The 23,799-nt window shown below is 66.2% G+C and carries 19 protein-coding genes and 1 pseudogene; 10 read left to right on the top strand and 10 right to left on the bottom strand.

Translation table 11 applies throughout. The features are described 5' to 3' along the window. Window position 1: 1 nt before the first annotated feature. From ACQP2T_RS46245 to ACQP2T_RS46260, 4 genes are all read right to left on the bottom strand, one after another. Complete coding sequence (locus ACQP2T_RS46245) at window positions 2-1,276, bottom strand: ABC transporter substrate-binding protein (protein WP_433511189.1); 1,275 nt, start codon at window positions 1,274-1,276, stop codon at window positions 2-4. 34 nt (window positions 1,277-1,310) lie between these two features. Then, window positions 1,311-2,180: a carbohydrate ABC transporter permease gene (locus ACQP2T_RS46250; protein WP_433511190.1), complete on the bottom strand. Its 870-nt coding sequence runs from the start codon at window positions 2,178-2,180 to the stop codon at window positions 1,311-1,313. Then, window positions 2,164-3,138, bottom strand: a complete 975-nt coding sequence (locus ACQP2T_RS46255) for a carbohydrate ABC transporter permease (protein WP_433511191.1) — start codon at window positions 3,136-3,138, stop codon at window positions 2,164-2,166. The genes ACQP2T_RS46250 and ACQP2T_RS46255 overlap by 17 nt, the downstream gene beginning before the upstream one ends. A 239-nt stretch (window positions 3,139-3,377) precedes the next feature. After that, window positions 3,378-4,172 carry an NAD-dependent epimerase/dehydratase family protein gene (locus ACQP2T_RS46260; protein ID WP_433511192.1) on the bottom strand — a complete coding sequence of 265 codons (795 nt, stop codon included), beginning with the start codon at window positions 4,170-4,172 and terminating at the stop codon, window positions 3,378-3,380. 139 nt (window positions 4,173-4,311) lie between these two features. Between ACQP2T_RS46260 and ACQP2T_RS46265 the strand changes: the two genes are divergently transcribed. The 5 genes from ACQP2T_RS46265 (at window position 4,312) to ACQP2T_RS46285 (ending at window position 9,741) form a co-directional block, all read left to right on the top strand. Beyond that, the gene (locus ACQP2T_RS46265; RefSeq protein ID WP_433511193.1) at window positions 4,312-5,619 is read left to right on the top strand and encodes a sugar ABC transporter substrate-binding protein; all 1,308 of its coding nucleotides are present in this window, start codon (window positions 4,312-4,314) and stop codon (window positions 5,617-5,619) included. Next, entirely contained in the window at window positions 5,616-6,542 is a 927-nt protein-coding gene (locus tag ACQP2T_RS46270; protein WP_433511194.1) for a carbohydrate ABC transporter permease, read from the top strand. The genes ACQP2T_RS46265 and ACQP2T_RS46270 overlap by 4 nt, the downstream gene beginning before the upstream one ends. Next, window positions 6,539-7,402, top strand: coding sequence for a carbohydrate ABC transporter permease (locus tag ACQP2T_RS46275; protein WP_433511195.1), 864 nt, complete (start codon window positions 6,539-6,541; stop codon window positions 7,400-7,402). Before ACQP2T_RS46270 ends, ACQP2T_RS46275 begins: the two co-directional genes overlap by 4 nt. A 79-nt stretch (window positions 7,403-7,481) precedes the next feature. After that, window positions 7,482-8,243, top strand: a complete 762-nt coding sequence (locus tag ACQP2T_RS46280; RefSeq protein ID WP_364006382.1) for an IclR family transcriptional regulator — start codon at window positions 7,482-7,484, stop codon at window positions 8,241-8,243. A 592-nt stretch (window positions 8,244-8,835) separates the two neighbouring features. Continuing rightward, complete coding sequence (locus tag ACQP2T_RS46285) at window positions 8,836-9,741, top strand: 5-dehydro-4-deoxyglucarate dehydratase (RefSeq protein WP_433511196.1); 906 nt, start codon at window positions 8,836-8,838, stop codon at window positions 9,739-9,741. Between the two features lie 268 nt (window positions 9,742-10,009). Here ACQP2T_RS46285 and ACQP2T_RS46290 read toward each other — a convergent pair whose 3' ends face one another. Next, window positions 10,010-11,482 (bottom strand): aldehyde dehydrogenase (NADP(+)), encoded by a 1,473-nt coding sequence (locus ACQP2T_RS46290; protein ID WP_433511197.1) that lies wholly within the window; start codon window positions 11,480-11,482, stop codon window positions 10,010-10,012. Between the two features lie 158 nt (window positions 11,483-11,640). Here ACQP2T_RS46290 and ACQP2T_RS46295 point away from each other — a divergent pair, with 158 nt between their 5' ends. After that, window positions 11,641-12,843, top strand: coding sequence for an enolase C-terminal domain-like protein (locus ACQP2T_RS46295; protein WP_433511198.1), 1,203 nt, complete (start codon window positions 11,641-11,643; stop codon window positions 12,841-12,843). A gap of 935 nt (window positions 12,844-13,778) precedes the next feature. After that, a complete protein-coding gene (locus tag ACQP2T_RS46300) occupies window positions 13,779-14,168 on the top strand; it encodes a hypothetical protein (RefSeq protein ID WP_433511199.1) in 390 nt (129 codons plus the stop codon). Window positions 14,169-14,260: 92 nt separating this feature from the next. Here ACQP2T_RS46300 and ACQP2T_RS46305 read toward each other — a convergent pair whose 3' ends face one another. The 3 genes from ACQP2T_RS46305 to ACQP2T_RS46315 form a co-directional block, all read right to left on the bottom strand. Next, window positions 14,261-14,773 carry a DUF402 domain-containing protein gene (locus tag ACQP2T_RS46305; protein ID WP_433511200.1) on the bottom strand — a complete coding sequence of 171 codons (513 nt, stop codon included), beginning with the start codon at window positions 14,771-14,773 and terminating at the stop codon, window positions 14,261-14,263. Window positions 14,774-15,506: 733 nt separating this feature from the next. Further along, window positions 15,507-16,148, bottom strand: coding sequence for a response regulator (locus ACQP2T_RS46310; protein WP_433511201.1), 642 nt, complete (start codon window positions 16,146-16,148; stop codon window positions 15,507-15,509). Beyond that, window positions 16,145-18,016 (bottom strand): sensor histidine kinase, encoded by a 1,872-nt coding sequence (locus ACQP2T_RS46315; RefSeq protein ID WP_433511202.1) that lies wholly within the window; start codon window positions 18,014-18,016, stop codon window positions 16,145-16,147. The genes ACQP2T_RS46310 and ACQP2T_RS46315 overlap by 4 nt, the downstream gene beginning before the upstream one ends. A 112-nt stretch (window positions 18,017-18,128) precedes the next feature. Between ACQP2T_RS46315 and ACQP2T_RS46320 the strand changes: the two are divergent. The 3 genes and pseudogenes from ACQP2T_RS46320 to ACQP2T_RS46330 form a co-directional block, all read left to right on the top strand. After that, window positions 18,129-18,782: pseudogene (locus ACQP2T_RS46320) on the top strand (ABC transporter ATP-binding protein); the annotation flags it as partial. Between the two features lie 62 nt (window positions 18,783-18,844). After that, the gene (locus ACQP2T_RS46325) at window positions 18,845-19,609 is read left to right on the top strand and encodes an ABC transporter permease subunit (protein ID WP_433511203.1); all 765 of its coding nucleotides are present in this window, start codon (window positions 18,845-18,847) and stop codon (window positions 19,607-19,609) included. Continuing rightward, window positions 19,606-20,382 (top strand): ABC transporter permease subunit, encoded by a 777-nt coding sequence (locus ACQP2T_RS46330; RefSeq protein ID WP_433511204.1) that lies wholly within the window; start codon window positions 19,606-19,608, stop codon window positions 20,380-20,382. The genes ACQP2T_RS46325 and ACQP2T_RS46330 overlap by 4 nt, the downstream gene beginning before the upstream one ends. 633 nt (window positions 20,383-21,015) lie before the next feature. On the opposite strand, the gene ACQP2T_RS46335 is transcribed toward ACQP2T_RS46330, so the two are convergent. After that, window positions 21,016-22,701, bottom strand: a complete 1,686-nt coding sequence (locus ACQP2T_RS46335; protein WP_364006411.1) for a ribonuclease J — start codon at window positions 22,699-22,701, stop codon at window positions 21,016-21,018. A gap of 54 nt (window positions 22,702-22,755) precedes the next feature. Beyond that, window positions 22,756-23,673 carry a 4-hydroxy-tetrahydrodipicolinate synthase gene (dapA, locus tag ACQP2T_RS46340; RefSeq protein ID WP_364006414.1) on the bottom strand — a complete coding sequence of 306 codons (918 nt, stop codon included), beginning with the start codon at window positions 23,671-23,673 and terminating at the stop codon, window positions 22,756-22,758. Window positions 23,674-23,799 lie beyond the last annotated feature (126 nt).

Raw genomic sequence — 23,799 nt, forward strand, 5'->3', positions numbered from 1 at the left:
CTCAGCCGGCGATGGCCGCGTTGGCCTCGGTCAGGAACTTCTGCGCGCCGGCGTCCGGTGTCGTCTTGCCGAAGAGGACCTCTTCGCTGTTGCGCTTGAGGATGTCCTCCATCTGCAGCGCGCCCTTCGGCGGGGCGACGATCGGGCTCAGCTCGCCCTTGACGGCGTCGATGAAGGTCAGCGTCTTCTGGTCGACGGCCGGCAGCTTGCCCTTGACGGCCGCGAGCACCTTGGCGTTGGTCGGCAGACCGCGGTCACTCAGCAGGATCGAGGCCGCGTCCGGGTCGTTGACCAGGAAGTCGATGAACTTGCCGGCTTCCGCGGGGTGGTCGGACTTGGCGGAGGCCGTGTAGAACATCGACGGCTGCAGGAACATGCCGCCGGTGGTCGCGCCCGCCGTCTTGGGCATCCGCATCAGGGTCAGTTCCTGGCCCGACGCCTTGGACAGGGCGTTGAGCTGATTGCTCCACCACATGCCCATCGCGCCCAGGTTGGTGGCCAGCAGCGACTGCTCGGGACCCACGGAGATCAGTTCGGCGCTCTTGGCGGCGTCGGCGGAGCCCTTGGTCTGGATGAGCTGCTGGTGGATGCCCCACCACGCCTTGAGCGTGTCGGCTGTCACCCCGATCTTGTTGCCGTCGTAGAACTTCTCGCCGCGCTGCGCCGCGAAGATCTGAAGCCAGGCGGGGTTGTAGTTGTACTCGGCTCCGTTGACCCCGTTGCCGGCCGCGCTGATCTGCTTGGCCAGGTTGATCCAGTCGTCCCAGGTCCAGGACTTGTCGTCGGGCAGCTTCTGCTTGGCCTTGTCCAGCGCCGACTTGTTGACGAGCATCGAGAAGGTGTTGACGCCGCTCGGGATGGCGTACTGCTTGCCGTCGACCTGGCCGCTGGTGAGCACCTGCTGGTCGAGGTCGGCGGTGTTGACCTTGCCCGCCAGGTCGGCCAGGGCGTTGCGGCCGGCGTACTCGCTCAGGCCGCGGATCTCGATGCTGATGACGTCGGGCGAGTCGTTGGCCGCCACCTTGGTGGCCAGCTTCTCGTAGTAGCTCTCCCAGTTGGAGAAGTCGCCTTCGACGTCGATGGTCGGGTTCTTCTCCTCGAACTTCTTGATGACCTGTTCGGTGAGCTTCTGCCGCGCGTCGCTGCCCCAGTAGGAGAAGCGGAGATGGACCTTGTCGCCGCTCGCCTTGTCGCCACTACCGCCGCCACAGCCGGCGGCGGCCGTCATGACGGCCGCCGACAGCAGGGCGACGGTCCACATCATCCTAGGCTTCACAGCTCTACCTCCTGGTGAAGAGTTGCGGGGGGTGTTACTTCAGTCCGGTGGTAGCTACACCACGAATCAGATATTTCTGACCGGCAAGGAAGAAGCCGAAGATCGGCCCCAATGACACGATCGACATCGCGAACATGGGGCCCCACGACGACTCGCCACTGGAGTCTAGGAAGGAGCGGAGCGCAACGGCCACTGTGAGATTGTCCGAGTTTGTCAGGTAAAGGTTCTGACTGAAGAAGTCATTCCATGTCCAGATAAAAGTGAAGATGCCGGTCGTCGCGAGCGCCGGGGTGCAGAGCGGGAGAATCACCTGGAGGAAGACCCTCCAGTAGCCCGCGCCGTCGATGGCCGCGGCCTCGTCCAGCTCCCTCGGCAGGGTCCGGATGAACTGGACCATCAGGAAGATGAAGAACGCGTCCGTGGCCAGGAACTTGGGCACGATCAGCGGCCAGATCGTGTTGATCCAGTCGAGCTTGGAGAACACGATGTACTGCGGCACGACCGTCACGTGGTACGGCAGCATGATCGAGCCGAGCATGACCGCGAACCAGAGCTTCTTCAGCGGGAAGTCCAGCCGGGCGAAGGCGTACGCGGCCAGCGAGCAGGCGACCAGATTCGCCACCACGGTCAAGCCCGTAAGGACGGCGGAGTTCCACAGGTAGTAGCCGAAGGAGTGCTTGAGCGAGGTCCAGCCGTCGCTGTAATTCTCCAGCGTGAAGGTGCTCGGCCACAGGCCGGGCTCGCGGAAGATGAGCTCCTCGGGCTTGAGTGAGCTGGACACCATCCAGAGCAGCGGATAGAGCATGACCAGGCCGAACCCGATCAGCAGGAGGTGCTTGAGCAGCCGACTGCCCCGCGGAAGCGGGCGGAACAGCAGCGGGACGGCCTTACTTGGTGTCGCCATAGAAGACCCAATACTTCGACGCGAGGAAGTTGACGCCGGTCAGTCCGGCGATGATGAGCAGCAGCACCCAGGCCATGGCTGCCGCGTAACCCATGTCGTAGCTCTTGAAGCCCTTCAGGTAGAGGTAGAGCGTGTAGAAGAGCGTGGAGTCGACCGGTCCGCCGGTGCCGCTGCTGACGATGAACGACTGGGTGAAGGACTGGAACGACTTGATCACTTCGAGTACGAGGTTGAAGAAGATAATCGGGGTGAGCAGGGGCAGCGTGATCGAGCGGAACTGCCGCAATTTGCTCGCCCCGTCGACAGCCGCCGCCTCGTAGTAGCTCTGCGGGATCTGCCGCAGTCCGGCCAGGAAGATCACCATGGGCGCGCCGAACGTCCAGACGTGCAGGAGGATCAGGGTCCCCAGCGCGGTGTCGGGGTCGGAGACCCAGCCGGCGCCCTGGATGCCGAAGACGTCCAGCACGGAGTTGACCAGACCGTCACTGCCGAAGAGCTTGCGCCAGAGGATGGCGATCGCCACGCTGCCACCGAGCAGGGACGGCAGGTAGTAGATCGAACGGTAGAACGACAGACCGCGCAGTCCCCGGTCGAGCGCCAGCGCCAGCGCGAGCGCGAAGGCCAGCTGTAGCGGCACCGACACGACCACGTAGATCGTGGTCACCTTCAGCGAGGTGAGGAACCGCGTGTCGACGGTGAAAAGCTTGCTGTAGTTGTCCCACCCGACCCACTTGGCCGCTTCGAGCAGGTTGTAGTCGGTGAACGACAGGTAGAGCGACGCCAGGATCGGGCCTATGGTGATGACGAACAGGCCGATGAACCATGGCGCGAGGAAGACGTAGGCCGTCCGGGCCTCACGCCGTTTGTGAGCGTTAACGGGTGAGATGCGGCGACGCCCACCGGGCGGTTGCGCGCGTGGTGGCACGGTCGCGACCGCGCTGTCCGGGGTTACAGACATTCATGCACCCCTCGTATCAGGGCTTGCCCGGCTCGGCGGGATGGGATAGCGCCTTCCTATAGGTGTGCCAAAAGTTTCGTCAACCCTTTGCAGGCGTTACATAGCTGTTATCGATATATCGTGATCTATGTTCTGCCAGTTCAGTGAATGGTCGAGAGCAAAGGGTCGGATGAATGTTTGGTGGCTGAATACAACCGGTTGCACAGCACTTTATGAGGGCGTCACGCTGGCGAAACGTCCTACCACTTGCCTCCGAGGTCCTTCAGCGTGAAGACGCCGCCCGCGCGGTCATGCAGCGGCTGGCTCAGATCGGGCTCGCCCTGCTCGGCGATCAGCGCGGCGGCCTGGCCCTCCGAATCGTCCTGCGAGACGTACCCGATCGACCGGGCCTCCTCCAGCGACCACCAGCGGCGCGCGTTGTCGGAGACGCCCCAGACGACGTGATAGCCGGGCGCGGTCAGCGCGGCCTCCACCAGGCGGGCGAGGTCGTCAGGGGAGATCCAGGTGGCCAGGCCGCGAGTGTCGCCCGAAGCCTCGTTGCAGGTGCCCAGCCGGATCACGGTCACGTTCATGCCGAACCTGTCGTGATAGAGGCTGCCGAGGGCCTCCATGACGACCTTGCTCACGCCGTAGAAGGTGTCGGGCCGGGGGAAGGCGTAGTCGGGCAACTTCGCGCCATCGGCCGGGCGGGTGTGGAAGCCGGCCGCGTGATGGCTGCCCATCAGCACGAGATGCTCGACGCCCTCCCGCCGCGCGGCCTCGAGCAGGACGTGCACGCCGTCCATGTTGGCCCGCACGATGTCGGCCCACGGATGCTCCCGGCTCTGGCCGCCCAGGTGGATCACCGCGTCGACGCCCTTCATCGCCTCCGCCATGGCCGCCTCGTCGGCGAGGTCGGCCGTCACCATCTCCTCGCCGGGCGCGGTCTCCAGCGGGTGGAGGTCGGATAGGCGCAGCGTACGCCCGTCACGGGCGAGGCGGGGGCGGAGCAGCGTGCCGACCTTGCCGGCGGCGCCGGTCATGAGAATGCGCATATGGCTCATTGTTGTACACAACTCTGGTCCAAATTCACATTCCTGAATATTGACCGTGACCTACGTCACTCGTTACGTTCACACGGACAGGCTCCACGTCTGCGACAGGTGTCCATATATGTGAACGGGAGGCGGTCTGATGTCACGCCAGCTGCTCGGGGCCGCGATTGCGACGGCCCTGGCCGTAACGCTGACAGGCTGCGGCTCCGGGGGATCAAGTTCGGACAACGCGTTGGAGATCTGGATCAGGCAGGCGCCCGATTCCGACTCCGCGAAAACGGCCGTGAAACTGGCCGAAGCGTTCACGAAGGCCAGCGGTATCAAAACGAAAGTCGTCGCGCTCTTCGACGACTTCGAGACGAAGCTTCAACAGCAGGCAGCTCAGAAGAAGCTACCCGACATCGTCATCAACGACACGGCCCAACTCGGCAACATGCACACGCAGGGCTGGCTGATGGAGGTCGACAAGGCCAAGCTGGCCGGCGGCGACAAGGTGTCGGAGCAGGCCTGGAAGGCCGCTCAGGGCTCCGACGGCAAGTACTACGGCACGCCGTTCTCCGCCCAGGCCTTCGCCCTGATCATCCGCAAGGACTGGCGGGAGAAGGTCGGCATGGAGCCGCCCAAGACCTGGGACGACCTGGCCAAGCTGGCCGCGGCCTTCACCGACAAGGACCCGGACGGCAACGGCCAGAAGGACACGGCCGGCTTCGTGATCCCCGCGGGCACCAAGCGCGGCTACGCCTCCTGGTACGCCTCCTCGCTGATCTACGCCAACGGCGGCGACTTCGTGAAGGCCAACGGCGGCGGCAAGTTCAGCCCTCTCGTGAACGACCCCAAGACCGTGGAGGCGGTCCAGTACCTGCAGGACCAGTTCTGCAAGGCCAAGACCGTCAATCCAGGCGCGGTCAGCAACGACACGACCGTCACCCACGAGGTGTTCGAGAAGGGGCAGGGCGGCATCTACCTGGTCGGCCCGTACGTGCTCGCCAGGTTCGTCAAGAGCATCGGGACCGACAAGATCGAGGTCGTACCGGTGCCCAAGGGCCCGTCGGGCGGCCCCGGCACCCTCGGTGAGGGCGAGAACGTCTACCAGATGGCCGGCTCCGACAACGTCGAGGGCCAGAAGAAGTTCGCCGAGTTCGCGGTCTCCCCCGACGGCCAGCGCATCGGCATGAACAAGGACGCCAACGGCGCCATCGTCCGCCTGCCGGTGAACTCCCAGGTCGACATGGCCGCCGAACGCCAGGATCCGCGCTGGAAGGTGTTCCAGGAGGCCTACGCCAACGCGGTCTACGCGCCGCCGGTGCCGAACTGGGCGCCGATCCGCCAGGACTCCGCCGACTCCATCAACACGGTGTGGGCCGACTGCTCAGCCAACGTCAAGACGGCGATGGACACCCTGAGCACCAAACTCACCCAGGAACTGCAGACCCAGAAAGCATCATGACTCCGACGCTCACCCAGGCGCGGAGCCGCACGGAGACCCCCCGCCGCCGTCCAAAGCGGATGCGGCGGCGGGGGACCCTCCTTGCGTGGGCGTTCCTGTCGCCGGCCTTGCTGCTGTTCCTGTTCTTCAAGTTCATCCCCATGTTCGAGGGCCTGCGGATGAGCTTCTTCGAGGTCCGCTACGTCGGTGATCGATGGGTGGGCCTCGACAACTACGCCACGATCATGACCGACGACGCCTTCGTCTCGGCCATCTGGCACAGCATCGTGCTGGCCCTGGGCACGACCGCGGGCTCGCTCCTCCTCGGCCTGATGTTCGCGCTGCTCATCGAGGGTCCGGCACGCTATCTGTGGTTCATCAGGACCGCGGCGTTCCTGCCGGTGGTGACCACGATGGCGGCCGTGGCCGAGGTCTGGCGGATCATGTACCACCCCGCCGACAGCGGCATGATCAACACCATTCTCGGCTGGATCAGCCTGGACCCACAGCCCTTCCTGGCCAGCGAGCACTCCTCGCTGCTGTCGATCATGGGCATGAGCATATGGCGCGGCACGCCGTACGACATGATGATCTTCCTGGCCGGGCTGGTCGGCGTGGACCGCACGCTGTACGAGGCCGCCGCCGTCGACGGCGCCACCACCTGGCACCGGCTGCGGCACATCACGCTGCCCGCGCTGCGCCCGGTGTTCTGGATCCTGTTCACCCTCGCCGCCATCCGCGGCATACGCGTCTTCGTCGAGGTGTACGTGCTGACGAACGGCGGGCCGAACGGATCGACCGAGGTGCTGATGACGTTGATCTACAAGCTCGGATTCCAGAAAGGTGAGCTGGGCATCGCGTCGGCCGGCGGGATCGTGCTGTTCGCGGTGACCCTGCTGCTCACGGTGCTGACCCAGATCATGCGCAGGAGGCAGAACGCATGATGAGATTCGACAGCGCACTCGGCCTGGAGTCCAGGCGGGGTCCCCTGGCCACTGTCGGCAAGATCCTGGTCTACACCTTCATGGTGGTCGTCTTCACCGGGCCGCTCGTCGGACTGCTGGTCAGCGCCTTCAGCAAGACGCTCGACCCGACCAGGTTCTCGCTCTGGCCCGACGACTTCACCCTGGAGAACTTCATCCAGGCCGGCAACAAGAACGTCTACCACTACCTGTTCAACTCGTTCGTGGTGGTCGGGTTCGGGCTGCTGCTCCAGATGCTCGTCAGCGTCTTCGCCGCCTACGCGCTCGCGCGCAAGAAGTTCAGGGGCATGGCGTTCGTGATGCTGATCATGCTGGCGACGATGATGCTGCCCGAGGAGATCATCGCGATCCCGCTCTCGCTGGTGCTCGCCGACATGCCCATCATCCACGCCGATCTCATCGGTACGTACGCGGGCATGATCCTTCCGGTGGGCGCCTGGGGCTTCTCCATCCTGGTCATGACCGAGTTCATGAAAGAAGTGCCGGTCGAACTGGAGGAGGCCGCGCGCATCGACGGCGCGGGCGAACTGCGCATCTTCTTCGGCATCATCCTGCCGCTGTGCCGGCCCGCGCTCGGCGTCATCGGCGTCTTCGGCTTCACCATGATCTGGGATCAGTATCTGCTCCCGCTGATCGTGGCGCCCGAGTCCAGCATGTGGACCCTGCCCATCGCGCTCCGCTCGCTGCGCTCCGACGAGGAGGTCGGCATCGGCGTACTGCTCGCGGCATCACTGCTCGCGCTGCTGCCGTCGATCATCGCGTTCCTGGCCTTCCAACGGCAGTTCATGCGCGGCCTGACCAGCGGCGCCATCAAGGGTTAGGCGTCCATGTATCTGTCCATGTATCTGGATGGAATCCCATATGCTGACACTCTGAAGCCTCTGTCAAGATGGGATGAGTATGGAGCCCCAGCTAGTCAAGTCCGCCGAGCGGACGGTCCGCATCCTCGAGACTCTGGCCGCCTCCCACGAGACCCTGACACTGTCGGAGCTCCAGCAGCACACGGGCTTTCCGCGCAGCTCCCTGCACGCCCTGATGCGCACCCTGGTCGAGCTGAACTGGGTCGAGACCGACTCCGCCAGATCGGCCTTCGGCATCGGGCCGCACGCCCTGCTGACCGGCACCGCGTACCTCGACAAGGACCCCGCCCTGCCCCTGGCCCAGGAGACGCTGGAGGACCTGCGCGCGGAGACCGGCCAGACCGCACATTTCGCCCGCCGCGACGAGGCACACGTCCTCTACCTGGCGACCAGGGAGTCGCGGGAGGCACACCACGTGATCCCGAGGGTGGGCCGGCGGCTCCCCGCCCACGTCACAGCGCTCGGCCAAGTGCTGCTCGCCCAGCTCACCGACGACGAGGTCGCGGCCCTGCTGCCGGACCCGCTGACACCGATCACCGAACACACCTTCACCGACCCGGCCAAGCTGATCGGGGAACTGGACCAGGTACGCACCCGGGGCTGGGCCTACGAACGCGAACAGGGCACACCGGGCGTGGCCTGCGTGGCGGTGGCGGTCGACTACCGGATCCCCGCCACGGACGCGATCAGCTGCTCGATGCCGGCGGGCCTGGCACCGGCCGAGATCGAGAAGGTCACGGACGCGGTGACCAGGCATACGCGGAAGCTGGCTGCCACGCTTCGCCGGGAGGGCATCCGCTGATCGGCTGCGGGTCATCCGCTTCCGCTGATCCGTATCCGGTCCCCCGCTCGTCCACTGCCGCTCCGAGCTCATCCGCTTCAGTTTCGGGCTCACCCGCATCCGCCGCTGAGCCGCAGCCATGCCACCGCTCGTCCGCTGCCACTTTGGGCTCATCCACTTCAGCTTCGCGCTGCCCCGCAGGCGCTGATCCGCATCCCCTTCCCCGCATGTCCGCTTCAGTTGCGGGTCCCCTCGGATCCACTGACCCACATGCACGCCCTCGCACATCCGCTTCCGCTTCCGCTTCCGCTTGGACCCCACCCGGATCCACCGATCCGCATCCCCTCCCCCACGCATCCGCTTCAGTTGCGGGCCCACCCGGATCCACCCACCCCATCCACGCCCCCGCACATCCACATCCGCCTCTGCTTGGACCCCACCCGGATTCACCGATCCGCATCCACCCACCCGCACATCTGCTCCCCCGCGCATCCGCTTCGGGCTCGCCCGCACATCCGCTTCGGGCCCGCACATCCGCTTCGGGCTCGCCCGCACATCCGCTTCGGGTTCCTCGGCTTCCGCTTATCCGCTCATCCGCTAGGAAGGATTGTTGATGCGGCTAGATGGTGTTCTCTTCTTTCCCGTGACCCCTTATGGCGCTGACGGCGACATAGCCGAGCAGACAATGGCCGAGCACGTCGCCAATGGGGTCGCCGCCGGAGCCGGAGGAGTGTTCACCGCGTGCGGCACAGGCGAGTTCAACGCACTCGACGTCGCCGACTACACCAAGGTCGTGGCCACGTCAGTGCAGGCCGTAGGCGGCCGGGTCCCGGTGTTCTCGGGCGCCGGCGGCCCACTGCCCACTGCCAAGGCGTTCGCCCGCGCGGCGGCGGACAACGGGGCCGACGGCCTGCTGCTGATGCCCCCCTACCTGGTAACCGCTCCCCCGGACGGCCTGGTCCGCTACGTGCGTGAAGTGGCTTCAGCCGGCGGGCTGCCCGTCATCATCTATCACCGCGCCACCGCCCGCTTCTCCCCCTCGGCGGTGGCCGAGCTGGCCCAACTGCCCGAAATCATCGGCTTCAAAGACGGACTCGGCGACTTCGACCTGCTCCAGCGCATCATCCTGACCGTACGGCGGTCTACGGACCGGGAGTTCACCTTCTTCAACGGCCTGCCCACCGCCGAACTGACCGTCCCCGCCTACCGAGGGCTGGGCGTGACGCTGTACTCCAGCGCCGTCTTCGCCTTCGCACCGGAGATCGCGCTGGCCTTCCACAAGGCGGTGACCGGGGACGACGAGGTGCTGGTGCAACGACTGCTCACCGACTTCTACCTGCCGCTGGTGGAGCTACGGGACCGGGTGCCAGGGTACGCGGTCTCGCTGGTCAAGGCGGGGGTGCGGTTGCGTGGGTTGGCGGTCGGTGGCGTACGGGCTCCGCTGGTCGACCCCTCTGCGGAGGACCTGCGGGAGCTGGAGCGCATCCTGGCCATCGGCTTGGAGATCGCCGGAGCCTGACCGGCCTTTGCAAGACGCGCCCTTCCACCCCAGGCCAGGGCCTGTCTCCGCTAAACCACCCAGACAGCAAGACGCGCTCACACCACAGCCCGCCCCCGCCGCACCACCAGACAGCAAGACGCGCCCCTCCACCCCCAGACCAGGACCCGCCCCCGCCACACCACCCACACAGCAAAACGCGCTCACACCACAGCCCGTCTGTGCCGCACCACCCAGACAGCAGGTCGCGCCCATACCAGGGCGCGTCCCTGCCACATCCCGTCCCTGACTAACGCCCCAGCACGCCGTCCACCCGTCGCGGGACACCCAGCGGGTTGTCGTCCCTGAGCTCCTCCGGAAGCAACTCACCCGGCCAGTCCTGGTACGCCGTCGGCACCAGCCACCGGTCGATGGCCGTCGCGCCGACCGACGTGTGCGCTGCCGACGTCGAAGCCGGCCAGGGACCGCCGTGATGCATCGCCCAGCACACCGCCACCCCGGTGGGCCACCCGTTCCAGATCAGCCGCCCGGCCTTACGCCCGAGCACCTCGGCGACCTCACCGGCCTCGCTGGGGTCGGTGGCGTGCACAGTGGCCGTCAGCGACCCTTCCAGCCGCTCCAGCACGGCCCGCAGGTCCGAAATTTCGCGATAAGTCACGACGATCGACGCCGGACCGAAGCACTCCTCGTTGATGCCCGGCAACTTCGCCGCGAACGAGTCGAGATCCGTGGTGAACACCGTGGGCGTGACGGCCAAGCTACCCTCTCCCGCCTTGCCCTCGGCCAGCACCGGCAGCTCGCCGAGTCGCCGCAGCCCGCCCAGGTAGCCATCCCTGATCCGCTCGCCCAGCATCGGCCCGCCGCTGGTCCCCTCTACGGCCGCGGTCAGCGCCTTGCGCAGCTCATCGTCTTCGGGCACGAACATCAGCCCGGGATTCGTACAGAACTGCCCGACCCCCATCGTCAACGACGTAGCGAACCCGGTGGCCACCTCCGCCATGGGCGCGGACGGCAGTACGACGACCGGGTTGACGCTGCCCAACTCCCCGAAGAACGGGATCGGCACCTCTCGCTGGTCGATCAGCCCCTGGATAGCCTTGCCGCCCGGGACCGACCCGGTGAACCCGGCCGCGACCACGCGCGGGTGCTGCACCAGGTCGGCGCCCGCCTGCATGCCCTGCACCAGCCCCAGCAGGTCGGGGTACGGCAGGGCCTTGCGGACGATGCGAGCGACCTGCTCAGAGGTGTTGGGGTGGCCCGGATGCGCCTTCACCACGACCGCGCAACCGGCGGCCAGCGCCGATGCGGTGTCGCCACCCGCTACGGAGAACGCGAACGGGAAGTTGCTCGCCGCGAACACCGCGACCACGCCGGCCAGCGGCTGCTTCATCCGGCGCACGTCGGGCCTGGGCGGGGTGGCCGAGGGGTCGGCGTGGTCGACGATGGCGTCGAGGTAGCCACCATCCCTGATCACCTGAGCGAAAAGCCGGAACTGGCCGGCCGTACGAGCAACCTCGCCGCGCAGCCGCACCTCTCCCAGCGCCGTCTCACTGTCGGCGGTCTGCCACAGCTCGTCCACCTTCGCGGTGAGAGCGTCAGCGACGGCCTCCAGCGCCTCGGCCCGCTCGGCGGCGGGAGTCGCCCGCCAGGCCGCACCTGCGGCGGCCGCGGCGGAAACAACCATGTCGACCCCGGCGCGGTCGGTTTCAGGCAGGGCGCTGCCCACGGTCTCGCCGGTCCTGGGGTTGTGTCCGTAGATCATCGAATGGCCCTTCGGAGTCTTGACACTTCTTCATATTGATTCTTACAGTTGCGACAACCTGTCCACAAACCTGGCACTTGTTCACATATATGGACGGCGGTCATATGATCATCAGGCAGATCCACGTCACCCCCGTAGCCTTCAAGGATCCGCCGCTGTTGAACGCCGCCGGCGTACACGAACCCTGGGCGCTGCGGACGATCGTCGAGGTGGTCACCGACGAGGGGCTGAGCGGCCTCGGCGAGACGTACGGTGACCTGGGGCACCTCACCAAGGTACGCGAATGCGCCGAGGCACTGGTCGGCGTGGATGTACATGCCACGAATGAGATGTATGTCAGGATCAGCGCGCTCGTCGGCGACGTAGTGACCGATATGCACGGCTTGACCGGGGCCGCGACCCAGGAGAAGAGCATCGATCGGGTGTTCGCGGCCTTCGAGGTGGCTTGTCTGGACATTCGAGGCAAGGCAGCTGGCGTGCCGGTCTTCGATCTGCTGGGCGGCCGGGTACGCGACGCCGTGCCCTACAGCGCCTATCTCTTCTACAAGTGGGCGGGACATCCGGGCGGCGAGCCCGACAGGTTCGGCGCGGCACTCGACCCGGCGGGGCTGGTCGAGCAGGCGTCGATGCTGATCAAGGAATACGGTTTCGCGTCGATCAAGCTCAAAGGCGGCGTGTTCGCACCTCAAGAAGAGGTCGAGGGGATCATAGCCCTGCGGGAGGCCTTCCCGGGCGTGCCCCTCCGCCTCGACCCGAACGCCGCTTGGACCGTCGAGACCTCGATCCAGGTAGGCCAGGCGCTCGAAGGCAGCCTGCAGTATCTGGAGGACCCCACGCCCGGAATCCCCGGAATGTCGAAGGTCGCCAGCGAAGTCCCGATGCCTCTGGCGACGAACATGTGCGTGGTGACGCCCGAGCACCTTCCGCCCGCCATCGCCACCCAGGCGATCGGAGTGCTGCTGCTCGACCACCATTACTGGGGCGGACTCGTACGTTCCTCGCATATCGCCGCACTGTGTGACACGTTCGGGCTCGAGCTGTCCATGCATTCCAACTCGCACCTTGGGATCAGCCTGGCCGCGATGACCCACCTGGCCGCCGCCACGCCGAACCTCACCCACGCCTGCGACACCCACACGCCATGGCAGAACGGGCAGGACGTAGTCGCGCCGGGCGCATTGCGGTTCGTGGACGGCGCCGTAACCGTGCCCGACGGGCCCGGTCTCGGCATCGAACTGGACCGGGACGCCCTGGCTGTGATGCATGAGCAGTATCTCGCGTGCGGAATCACCGAGCGCGACGACACCACCTATATGCAGCGCTTCGAGCCTGCTTTCTCTGCGAGGAGACCGCGCTGGTGAACGTGGCCTACGCCTACCCCTGGGACATCGTCGGCGACCCGTCGGCCCCTTCGCGCCTCGCGGAGCTGGGGGTCGAGGCCGTCGCGTTGGCGGCCAGCTATCACTCCACCCGCGCGGCAACGCCGTATCACCCCGCCCACCGAGTGCTGGATGTCCCACAATCGGCTTTCTACCTGCCGATTCGGCCCTCCTCCTGGGGGCGCCTGACACCGGCCTCCCCAACCTGGACACCCACGGACGCCTACCTGCAGGCCCGGGACGCCCTGAAGGCCGTCGGACTTCAGGTACACGCATGGACGGTGTTGACGCACAACTCCTTCCTGGGCGGTATGCACCCTGACCTGGTAGTACGTAACGCATTCGGGGACCCCTATCCATATGCGCTGTGTCCGGCTTTCGAGGACGTGATCGAGTACTGCGAGCGTCTGGTCAGCGAGATCCTGACGGTCGGCGAACCGGATGGCCTCATCCTCGAGGCGTGCGGCCCCATGGGCTTCGGGCACCAGAGCGTGCACGAGAAGACGGCCGGCGCCGACTGGACTTCCGTACACAGTGACCTGCTGACGCTCTGCTTCTGTACGGCCTGCGCTCCCCGTTACCCCGAGGGCACAAGGGAACGCGTACGCGCGGCCATCGACGGCCCTCCCGCTAGGGACGTAACCTCGCCCGCGTCGAGCAATAACGACCAGGCATCGCCGGCGCCGACCTCTTCCGCACCGTCTGCTTCCTCATCAGCACCCGCATCGCCGTCTGCCGCCGCGCAAGCAGCCGCGTCACGGACTTCTGGCTCATCAGCAGCCGCATCGCCAACTGCTGCCTCACCAGCGAACGCGTCGCCGGCTTCTGGCTCGCCATCATCTCCCGAGACCGTGGAAGCCGCCCTCGGTCCATTCGCCGACGATGTCCGAAACGTACGCGTAGAACTGTCGGCATCATTGCGCACCCGCCTCATCACCGTGGCCCACGAGACCGCGCCGAACGTACCGATCACCCTGCACGCCAACCCCGACCCTTGGGCTGCCAGCTCGTTCGCCGCCCTCCCCGCCGGCGAGCCCGGAGCGGAGGTGCTGGTGGGCAATTGCTGGGGCGACCCGGCCTCGGACGCCGCCCGCCTGGCCAGACTGGGCGAACTCTGCGGTCCCGGCCAGCGAGTGGGCGCATATGTCCTGGCTCTTCCTCCACGCCCCGCCGACGGCCAGGCACTCGCCGAGCAACTCAGAACGTACGCCAAGGCAGGCGCCACGGACTTCCACCTCTACCACGTCGGCCTCGCCTCCCCCCGCCGTCTGGCCGCCATAGCCGAAGCCCTACGCCTCATCCGCTGACCGCCCACCGCTCAGCTCGTCCTGCCACCACCCTCTTGATCAAGGGAGTGGCCGCCACCCCTGGTCAAGTCGTGTGCCTGCCACCCCCTTGATCAAGCCGAGTGGCCGCCACCCACTTGATCAAGCCACCTCGAATGCGCACCCCCGAACGGCCCTTGCCGTCCGCCCACTGCGCCCATCAACCACCTGGCCGTCTCCTCGGCCTGGTCGATCATCTGTTGCGGATATCCCAGCAGTACCTGGTGATCGGCGAACTCGTCCTCATCGTCCAGAATCAACCGCCCGTCACGCATCCTGATCACGTCGAGGTCGAGGTCGAGCATGGTCACCTCACCATCACGCCACTCGGGAACGGTAGTGACATCCACATACACCTCAGCCCGATGCGGCGGCGCGTTGAAAGACGCTGTCCACCACCCGTCCCGCGGGAACAACATGATGGCCGCGGTCTCCCACACAACCGGCGGCCCCTCCCCTTTACGAGCAACCGTCCCGCCCGGCACCGCGACCCACACTCCGTGCTCATCCTCGCCGAGCACCTTCGCGGAATGGTTCCAGTGCAACGCCCCGCCGTACTTCCGGAAGACAATCCTCACATCGGTCACTCCAGGGACGCTACCGGACCATCACTCAGATCCTGCGCTCCCCAAACCTCCGACCACATCCCCCGACGCATCACGTTCCCTCACTCACCGACCAACATCCCGCTCTTCCCTCGCACCCCGACTACAGCCCCCACCCACCTCACCCGCGTTCCCTAGCCCACCAACCAGCACCCCTCACCTCACTGACCCCACCGGCCACCAGAACCCCGACCGCTCCGCACTCACCGCTCCATCCCTTGGCAACGACGGCCGAATTCTTCATGCGTCGTCGACATCCCCGATCTCACCCGCGTGCTCTCCCACCCACCACCCCCCTGCCCCTCCTTACGGCTCCGACCACAGCCCACCAATTCACCCGCGCTCCCGAACCCGCCAACCAAAAGCCTTCACCGCACCCGCATCCAGCGCTCCATCCGCGGCCTCACCCGGACTCCCTAGCCCACCAACCAACAGCCTTCACCGCACCGCACCCAGCGCTCCATCCGCGACCTCACCCGGACTCCCTAGCCCACCGACCAATACTTCCGGGCCTTCCGCCCTCAGCTCACTCAGCAATAACCCCGCCCCACGCACTCCCTAGCCCACCGACAACATCCAGCGCCAGGCGACCCTTCCGCGCCACCCACTCATCGAGGCCCCCAATAGCCCGATGCCACCTGCACTCCCTAGCCCGTCAACCAACACCCCGGCTCCGTCCGCTCCTAACCCGCCGGCTGATGAACCAACCCTCTGATCAACGAACCGCAGAAACGAGCCCACTCTCGTACGCCACGATGACAAGCTGTGCCCGGTCCCGAGCATCGAGCTTGGCCAGGAGCCGCCCGATGTGGGTCTTGACCGTGGCGAGGCTGAGGTGAAGATGGGCGGCGATCTCGTTGTTGGAGAGACCCCGAGCGATCAGGATGAGAACCTCCCGCTCCCGCTCTGTAACGCCATGCAGCCCCTTGACCTGTAACGACGCAGGTGTGCGGGTGAACTCCTCGATCAGCCTGCGCGTCACCCTCGGAGCCAGCAACGCCTCACCAGCCGCAACAACCCGAATGGCGGCGACCAGATCGGCCGGCGGGGTGTCCTTGAGCAGGAAGCCGCTGGCTCCAGCACGGAGTGCGTCGTAAACGTAGGCGTCGAGGTCGAACATGGTCACGATCAAGACCCTCGCCACATCTCCGATCTGCCTAGTGGCCTCGATGCCATCCATTTCCGGCATGCGCACGTCCATGAGGACCACATCAGGCCGCTCCTCCAGGGCAACGGCCACCGCCTCGGCTCCCGTCGCGGCCTCACCCACAACGGTCAGATCGGGCTCCGAGTCGACCAATACCTTGAAGCTCCCCCTGAGCAGCGCCTGGTCATCGGCGACAAGAACACGGATCACGAAGTGCTCCCATAAGGCAACCGGGCCGACACCCGAAAGCCTCGCCCAGGTAGATGCCCGGCCTCGAACACTCCGTCGTACATCATGACCCGCTCCCGCATTCCGATCAGTCCGTGTCCCGTTCCCTCCACCGGCAGTGTGCGACGGCCAGGACCGTCGTCAATCACCTCGATCCGCACCTCCATCACGTCGGCTACCACCGATATCCGGCACCGGGCCGGTGCCGCATGCTTCACCACGTTGGTGAGCGCCTCCTGAACGATCCGATAGACCGACAACTCCACGCCCTCAGGCAGCCCTGCCCCGAGCCGCGAGCCATCTTCTCCCTCGCTTATGCCAAGGCCGCTCTCGCCTCCGTTCCGGGCCCTCCGGCTGGCTCTGTCCTGGCCCTGTTGGCCTGCTCTGTCCTGGGCCTGTTGGCCTGCCCCCTCTTGGGCCCGTTGAGTGGCCCCGTCCTGACTCCACTGGCCAGCCTCACCCAGGTCCCTCTGGCCGGTACCACCATGGGTCCACTGGCCGGTCCCACCAGGGGCCGTTTGACCAGTCCCAGCCTGGAAGCCCTGACCAGCCCCGCCCTGGAGCCTCGGGCCGATACCGTCCCGGGCCGTTTGACCAACCCCACCCCGGAAGCCCAGACCAGCCCCGCCCTGGAGCCTCGGGCCGATACCGTCCCGGGCCGTTTGACCAACCCCACCCCGGAAGCCCAGACCAGCCCCGCCCTGGAGCCTCGGGCCGATACCGTCCCGGGCCGTTTGACCAACCCCACCCCGGAAGCCCAGACCAGCCTCACCGTGGACCCGCTGGCCGGTGCCGTCCCGGGCATCTGTCCGGCCACCAACCCACTCCTGGTCTCCCCCACCGTCCCTGGTCGCAACGTCGGCACCCTCCATAGCGGCACTGTCCCGGTCTGCACGATCGGTACTAGACCCAGCCGCGCGATTGCCCTTGTCGTCCTTGTGATCAGTTCGCGAATGCGGTGCGACATCATCTCCGCTGTTCCGGCCTCCCCCGGTCGCCAACCGGAGGTCCAGCTCTACCTCCACGCCCGCCAATCTGGCCTGCTCGGCCAGCTGTGGGAGGCCGGTGAGGTCCGGTGCGGGGCCACGGTCGGGCGTCTCGTCTGAGCGGAGGACGCCGAGCAAGTGGCGCATCTCGACGAGCGCGCTCCGGCTGGCGGTCTCGATCACCCGCAACGCATCGTGTGCCTCTTCCGGTCTCGTGGCCATCACATGATTGGCCACGCCCGCCTTGACCGCGATCAATCCCACGCTGTGCGCGACGACATCGTGCAGCTCACGGGCGATGCGCAACCGCTCCTCCGCCACGGCCTGTCCAGCCAGGCGCTCGGCATCGCGCGCCGCATAGTGTCTTCGTTCTCGTACGGCTCGCCCAACCGTCCACGCGCCGCCCAGCGCGGCGATGCCGATGAGCGGCTGGTCGAGATTCGTCAGCCACGCGGGGCCCGCCGGCTGCGGCGCACCGCCGGCGACCACCATTCCGACCAGCGTGACCAGGGTGAGCACACCGATCGCCGAGGTCGGAACCCATGCCCCCCGGGCATCGGCCAGGGCGACGACATAGAGCGCGTAGGCAGGCGAGATATAAGCGGATGAGACCCCCAACACCGCGGCGACCACGATGGAGACTGTCAGCACGAAGCAGAAGACGGGCAATGGCCACACTCTGCGCATCGCCAGCGGCAAACCCAGCCCCAGGATAAGAGCCAGCCTCGCCCATGGCGGCAGCGCCCACCCACTCGTCGCCGCCGTGAGGAACATGAGACAGAAGCCCAACCCTGCCAGCAGGTCCAGCCCGATCAGCTGGCGACGGCTCAAGCGAGCGGTGAAGAGGGAGGGGGATTCGTTCACGCGTTGACCGTAGTGGTTGAGGGTGGGCCTGCACGTCAGACTGGGGTCTGACCTTGAGGTTCGGACCGTGGTCCGATGTGGCGAACGCCCGCCGTACCTCATTCTTTACCGCGTGATCGAACTCAACCGCCTGACCAAACGCTACGGCGACACGCTCGCCGTCGACAATCTGTCCTTCAAGATAGAGCCCGGCCACGTGACCGGTTTCCTGGGCCCAAACGGTGCCGGCAAATCCACCACGATGCGCCTGATCCTCGGCCTCGACTCCGCCACCTCGGGCCAGGCACTCGTCAACGGGCGACGATACACCTCGCTGAGCAGGCCCATGCGTGAGGTGGGCGCGCTGCTGGACGCGAGCGCCGTGCACGGCGGGCGCAGAGCCTACGACCATCTGTTGTGCCTGGCGCGCACCAATGACATCGGTCCGACGCGAGTCGCCGAGGTTCTCGAACAGGTGGGCCTGGCCGGGGTGGCGCGCAAGCGGGTGGGCGGCTTCTCACTCGGCATGAAACAGCGTCTCGGCATCGCGGCCGCCCTGCTCGGCGACCCGGGCACGCTGATGTTCGACGAACCGGTCAATGGACTCGATCCCGACGGGGTGCGCTGGATTCGCGACTTAATGCGCTCCTTTGCCAAGGAGGGCAGGACCATCCTGCTCTCGAGCCACCTGATGAGCGAGATGGCGCTGACGGCCGAGCGCATCATCATCCTCGGCCGAGGCAAGCTGATCATGGAAGCCACCGTGGCGGAGCTCACTGAGCGCTACCCGTCGCTCGAAGACGCCTACCTTGCCCTGACGGCGAGCAGCGTGGAATACGGAGCCGCACGATGAGGACGATCCTGTCTTCCGAATGGTTGAAGCTGCGCTCGGTCACCTCGACGTATCACGCACTCGGAGTCGCTGCGCTCACGGTGGTCCTCGGCATGATCTGGACTTTCTACGTCAGCGGCCTGGCGGATGAACGCGGATCACTGCGAGCGGCGGCCCCTGAACAGGGCTTCCTGCCACTGATCCAAATCAGCCTGGCCGTCCTCGGCGTGCTGGCCATCACTGCGGAGCAGGCCAGCGGCATGATCCGCACAAGCCTCACAGTCGTTCCCAAGAGAGGGACCTTACTGCTGGCCAAGGCCGGAGTGGTCGCCGCTGTCACCTTCGTCGCCGCCAACTCGATCATTATCCTCACGTACGTGACGAGTCGCCTCATAGCGGGCGAGCACCACTTGCAGTTCAACGAATCCTCTCTGGCCAACGACCTGCCAATGCTGCTCGCCTCCGGGCTGTCGGTAACTGTGCTCGCATTGGTGGGCCTCGGCTTGGGTGTAGCCACTCGGTCCACGGCAGCAGCGATCGTTTCGGTCGTGTCGCTACTGTTCGTCCTGCCCGGCATCGCCAATTACCTGCCAGCCCCGTGGAACACCCGCGTGGCCGCCCTCATGTTGCCCAACCTCGTGCCTCAGATCGCCGACCAGCGGCTTTCCAGGCGACTGGGCGAAGGTTTTCTACCTCCCTGGGCCGCGCTCGTGGTGCTCGCCACGTACGCGATCGTCGCACTCGCGGCGGGGTTCTACCTGTTCAGAAGGAGAGACGCGTGAGTGTCCTGGCATCGGAGTGGCTGAAGGTCCGCACCGTTCGCTCCAGCTATCTGATGCTGGGGCTGAGCTTGGGCGGCATTCTGCTGGGCGTAGCGGTCGCCTGGGCGGCGGTCGGGACGTACGACAACGCCACCCCGGCGCAGCAGGCTCATGCCGCCATCGCGGATCTGGAGGAAGTGGTGCTGATGGTGCCACAGCTCTGCATGGGCGTCCTCGGCGTCCTCACGATCACGTCCGAATACACAACAGGACTGATCAGAACGAGCCTCGCCATCGTGCCGAAACGCTGGCCGGTCCTGGCGGGAAAGTCCGTGATAGTCGGTCTGCTCGGTCTGGTCACCGGTCCAATGGTGGTGTTCGGGACATACGTCGCCGCCCGTTGGATGATTGGCGATCGCTTCGGCGGCTCCTACACGACTCCCTTCCTCGACAGACTGCCAACGCTTATTACGTCGAGCCTTACGGTGGCGGTATTCGCACTGCTCGGGCTGGGACTGGGCGCCACCTTACGCTCCACGGCGGGAGCGATCACGATCCTCGTGGGTCTCGTGTACGTGATCCCCATAATCGTGGGCAACCTGCCCGAGCCCTGGAGCGAACGCCTCGGCTCGGTGATGATCGGAGCGCTCCCGCGCGAGATTGCCGGCGACGACCTCACGCACTCGGTGTACGGCTCGCTGCTTTCTCCTGTCGCCGCAGCCATGGTGCTGATCGCCTATGCCGTGCTGCCGTTGCTCGTCGGCACATGGCTAATGCGCCGGAAAGATGCCTAGGCCGCCAACATACGCAGCGCGGATGACATCCCGCAGAGCGGCGTAGTTTCTCACCACTCAGCTCTGTTCGCCCACATAGGAAACGCACAACGAGATCGTTGATCCACCACTGGGCGGGACACCACTTCAGTGAGTGTGCATAGGGTGCGGAGCGTCGACGGGATGATCCGTCTTGATGACGCCGAGGAATGTCGGCAAAGAAACGGGTGTCGCCGGGAACGCCAACAGTCGGCGGAAGTCAGCTGGACCGCCGGGTATCCGGGGCACCGAGAACCGGCGGAAGTCCACGGGACCGCCAAGTGCCGGCGCAGCCGGGCATTCGGGGCACCGGATGCCAGCAGTGGCCGCAGAATCAGCGACAACGAGAGGCACCGATGCGACTCCCAACAGTCGGCGGAAGTCCGCAGGACGCCGAGTGTCCGAGGCACCGAGAACCGGCAGAGCCAGCCGAACCGCCGAGTGTCCGAGGCACCGAGAACCGGCGGAAGTCCACGGGACCGCCAAGTGCCGGCGCAGCCGGGCATTCGGGGCACCGGATGCCAGCAGTGGCCGCAGAATCAGCGACAACGAGAGGCACCGATGCGACTCCCAGAGGTACGGCAGGCGCGCATGCCTGCCGTACCCGTACGGAGGTCAGACCTCGAGGACCACGGGGATGATCATCGGACGGCGGCGGTAAGTGTCGCTCACCCAGCGCCCGACCGTGCGGCGGACCACCCGGCGGATCTCCTGCATGTCGACGACCCCGTCGGCGGCCTTCTCCTCGAGTGCCTTCTCGATCTGCGGAATGAACTCCTCGAACTGCGCCGGGTCGATGCCGGAGCCACGCGCGTGGATCTCCGGCCCACCGGTGAGCTTGCCAGTGCTGGAGTCGACCACGACGACGACGGAGATGAAGCCCTCGTCGCCGAGAATCCTGCGGTCCTTCAGGGAGGTGTCGGTGATCTCGCCGACGGATGAGCCATCGACGTAGACGTACCCGGCGTGGACCGCACCGACGATCTTGGCTCTGCCGTCGACCAGGTCGACCACGACGCCGTCCTCCGCGATCACGATGTGATCGTCGGGCACGCCGGTGAGCGCGGCGAGCTTGGCGTGCGCACGCAGGTGCCGCCATTCGCCGTGGACGGGCATGAAGTTCGACGGGCGGGTCAGGTTCAGTACGTAGAGCAGTTCGCCGGCGGCCGCATGCCCGGAGACGTGCACCTTGGCGTTGCCCTTGTGCACGACTCGGGCACCCCAGCGGGTGAGGCCGTTGATCACCTTGTTGACGGCGGTCTCGTTGCCCGGCACCAGCGAGGACGCCAGCAGAACGGTGTCACCCTCGGCGATGCGAATTGGGTGATCCCGGTTGGCCATCCTCGACAGTGCCGCCATGGGCTCGCCCTGCGAACCCGTGCAGACGAGCACCACGTCTTCCGGCGGCCACTCCTCGATGTCGCGCGAGTCGACGATCAGCCCCGGCGGCACCTTGAGATAACCGAGATCGCGGGCCACGCCCATGTTGCGCAGCATCGAGCGCCCGACCATGGCGACCTTGCGATTGTGCCTGGACGCCGCATCCATGACCTGCTGGATGCGATGCACGTGCGACGCGAAGCTGGCCACGATGACCCGCTGCTCCGAGGTACGGATCACCTCGTCGATGACCGGGCCGATCTCCCGTTCGCTGGTGACGAACCCGGGCACTTCAGCGTTGGTCGAGTCGGACATCAGCAGGTCGACGCCCTCGGTACCAAGACGGGCAAACCCACCGAGGTCGGTGAGGCGGCCGTCGCTCGGCAACTGGTCCATGCGGAAGTCGCCGGTATGCAGCACGATGCCGGCGGGTGTCCTGATGGCCACCGCCAGCGCGTCCGGGATCGAGTGGTTGACCGCCAGGAACTCGCAGTCGAACGGCCCGAACCTGTGCCGTTCGCCCTCGACCACTTCGATCTTGGTCGGCTGGATCCGATGCTCGGTGAGCTTGGCCTCGATGAAGGCCAGGGTCAGCTTGGATCCGATGAGCGGGATGTTGCGCCGCTCGCGAAGCAGATACGGCACGGCACCAATGTGGTCTTCGTGCGCGTGGGTCAGGACCACGGCCTCGACATCGTCGAGCCGGTCCCTGATGTATTCGAAGTCAGGCAGGATCAGGTCGATGCCCGGCTGGTCCGGCTCGGGGAAAAGCACCCCGCAGTCGACGATCAGCAATCGGCCGTCGTATTCGAAGACGGCCATGTTCCTGCCGATTTCACCCAGCCCGCCCAGCGCGACAATGCGCAGGCCGCCCTCCGGCAGCGCCGGCGGGGGGCCAAGCTCCGGATGTGGATGGCTCATAGCCGGCCCCCATGGTCAAATCGTGTTCTCAAAACTCCCGGTTCCTCCCCGTTCCTATGCGTCTGTCAACTTCACCCCGCCGGCTACCAGGCAAGCACGCAGCTCGGCGATCTGCTTCTCTGTCGCGGCCACCAACGGCAGCCGCACTGGCCCGACCGGCACTCCTACCATGCCCAGTGCCGCCTTGGCCATGATCGCGCCGCCGGCGCTCATCATGATCCCTTCGACCACGGGCGCCAGTTGGCGGTGCACCGCAAGTGCTTGAACGACGTCGCCGTTCCTGTACAAGTCGATCATGCGCGCCAGGTCGGCGCCGACCACATGGCCGACAACGCTGACGAACCCGGCCGCGCCAACCGAAAGCCAGGGCAGGTTGAGCAGATCATCGCCCGAATAGAAGGCGAGATCGGTCATCGCCATGATCTGGCTCCCGAGGAACAGATCGCCCTTGGCGTCCTTCACGGCCACGATGCGTTCGTGCTGGGCAAGCCGGATCAGGGTTTCGATCTTGATCGGCACGCCACTGCGCCCGGGGATGTCATAGAGCATCACCGGAAGGCTGGTTGCGTCGGCCACAGCGGCAAAGTGCTGATACAGGCCCTCTTGTGGGGGCTTGCTGTAGTACGGCGTCACGACGAGCAGCCCGTGAGCACCCGCGCGGGCCGCGGCCTTCGCGAGCGAGATGCTGTGGTGGGTGTCGTTGGTGCCCGCCCCGGCCACCACCGTTGCCCGATCACCCACCGTCTCGAGAACAGTGCGCAGAATGCGCTCCTTCTCCTCATCAGAGGTGGTGGGCGACTCGCCGGTCGTCCCGCTGACGATCAGGCCGTCGTTGCGCTGCTCGTCCACCAGATAGGTGGCCAGGCGCCGCACGGCGTCGTAATCGACCGCACCGTCAGGTGTGAACGGCGTGACCATGGCGGTCAACATACGGCCGAAGGGCGCGTCGGTGGTTCCAGTTGGCGAAGCCATAGTGCGAACGCTACCTGGATTCGCAAAAGCGGTGGACGCCGCCACCCCGCTTTGCCTGCCTGGGGCCGCGTATTGTCATGCCGTTTCCCGGCATCTCAGGGCATGTCCGGCCGCACTCGACACGTC

Source organism: Nonomuraea sp. CA-143628 (assembly GCF_050942315.1).
GTDB lineage: Bacteria > Actinomycetota > Actinomycetes > Streptosporangiales > Streptosporangiaceae > Nonomuraea.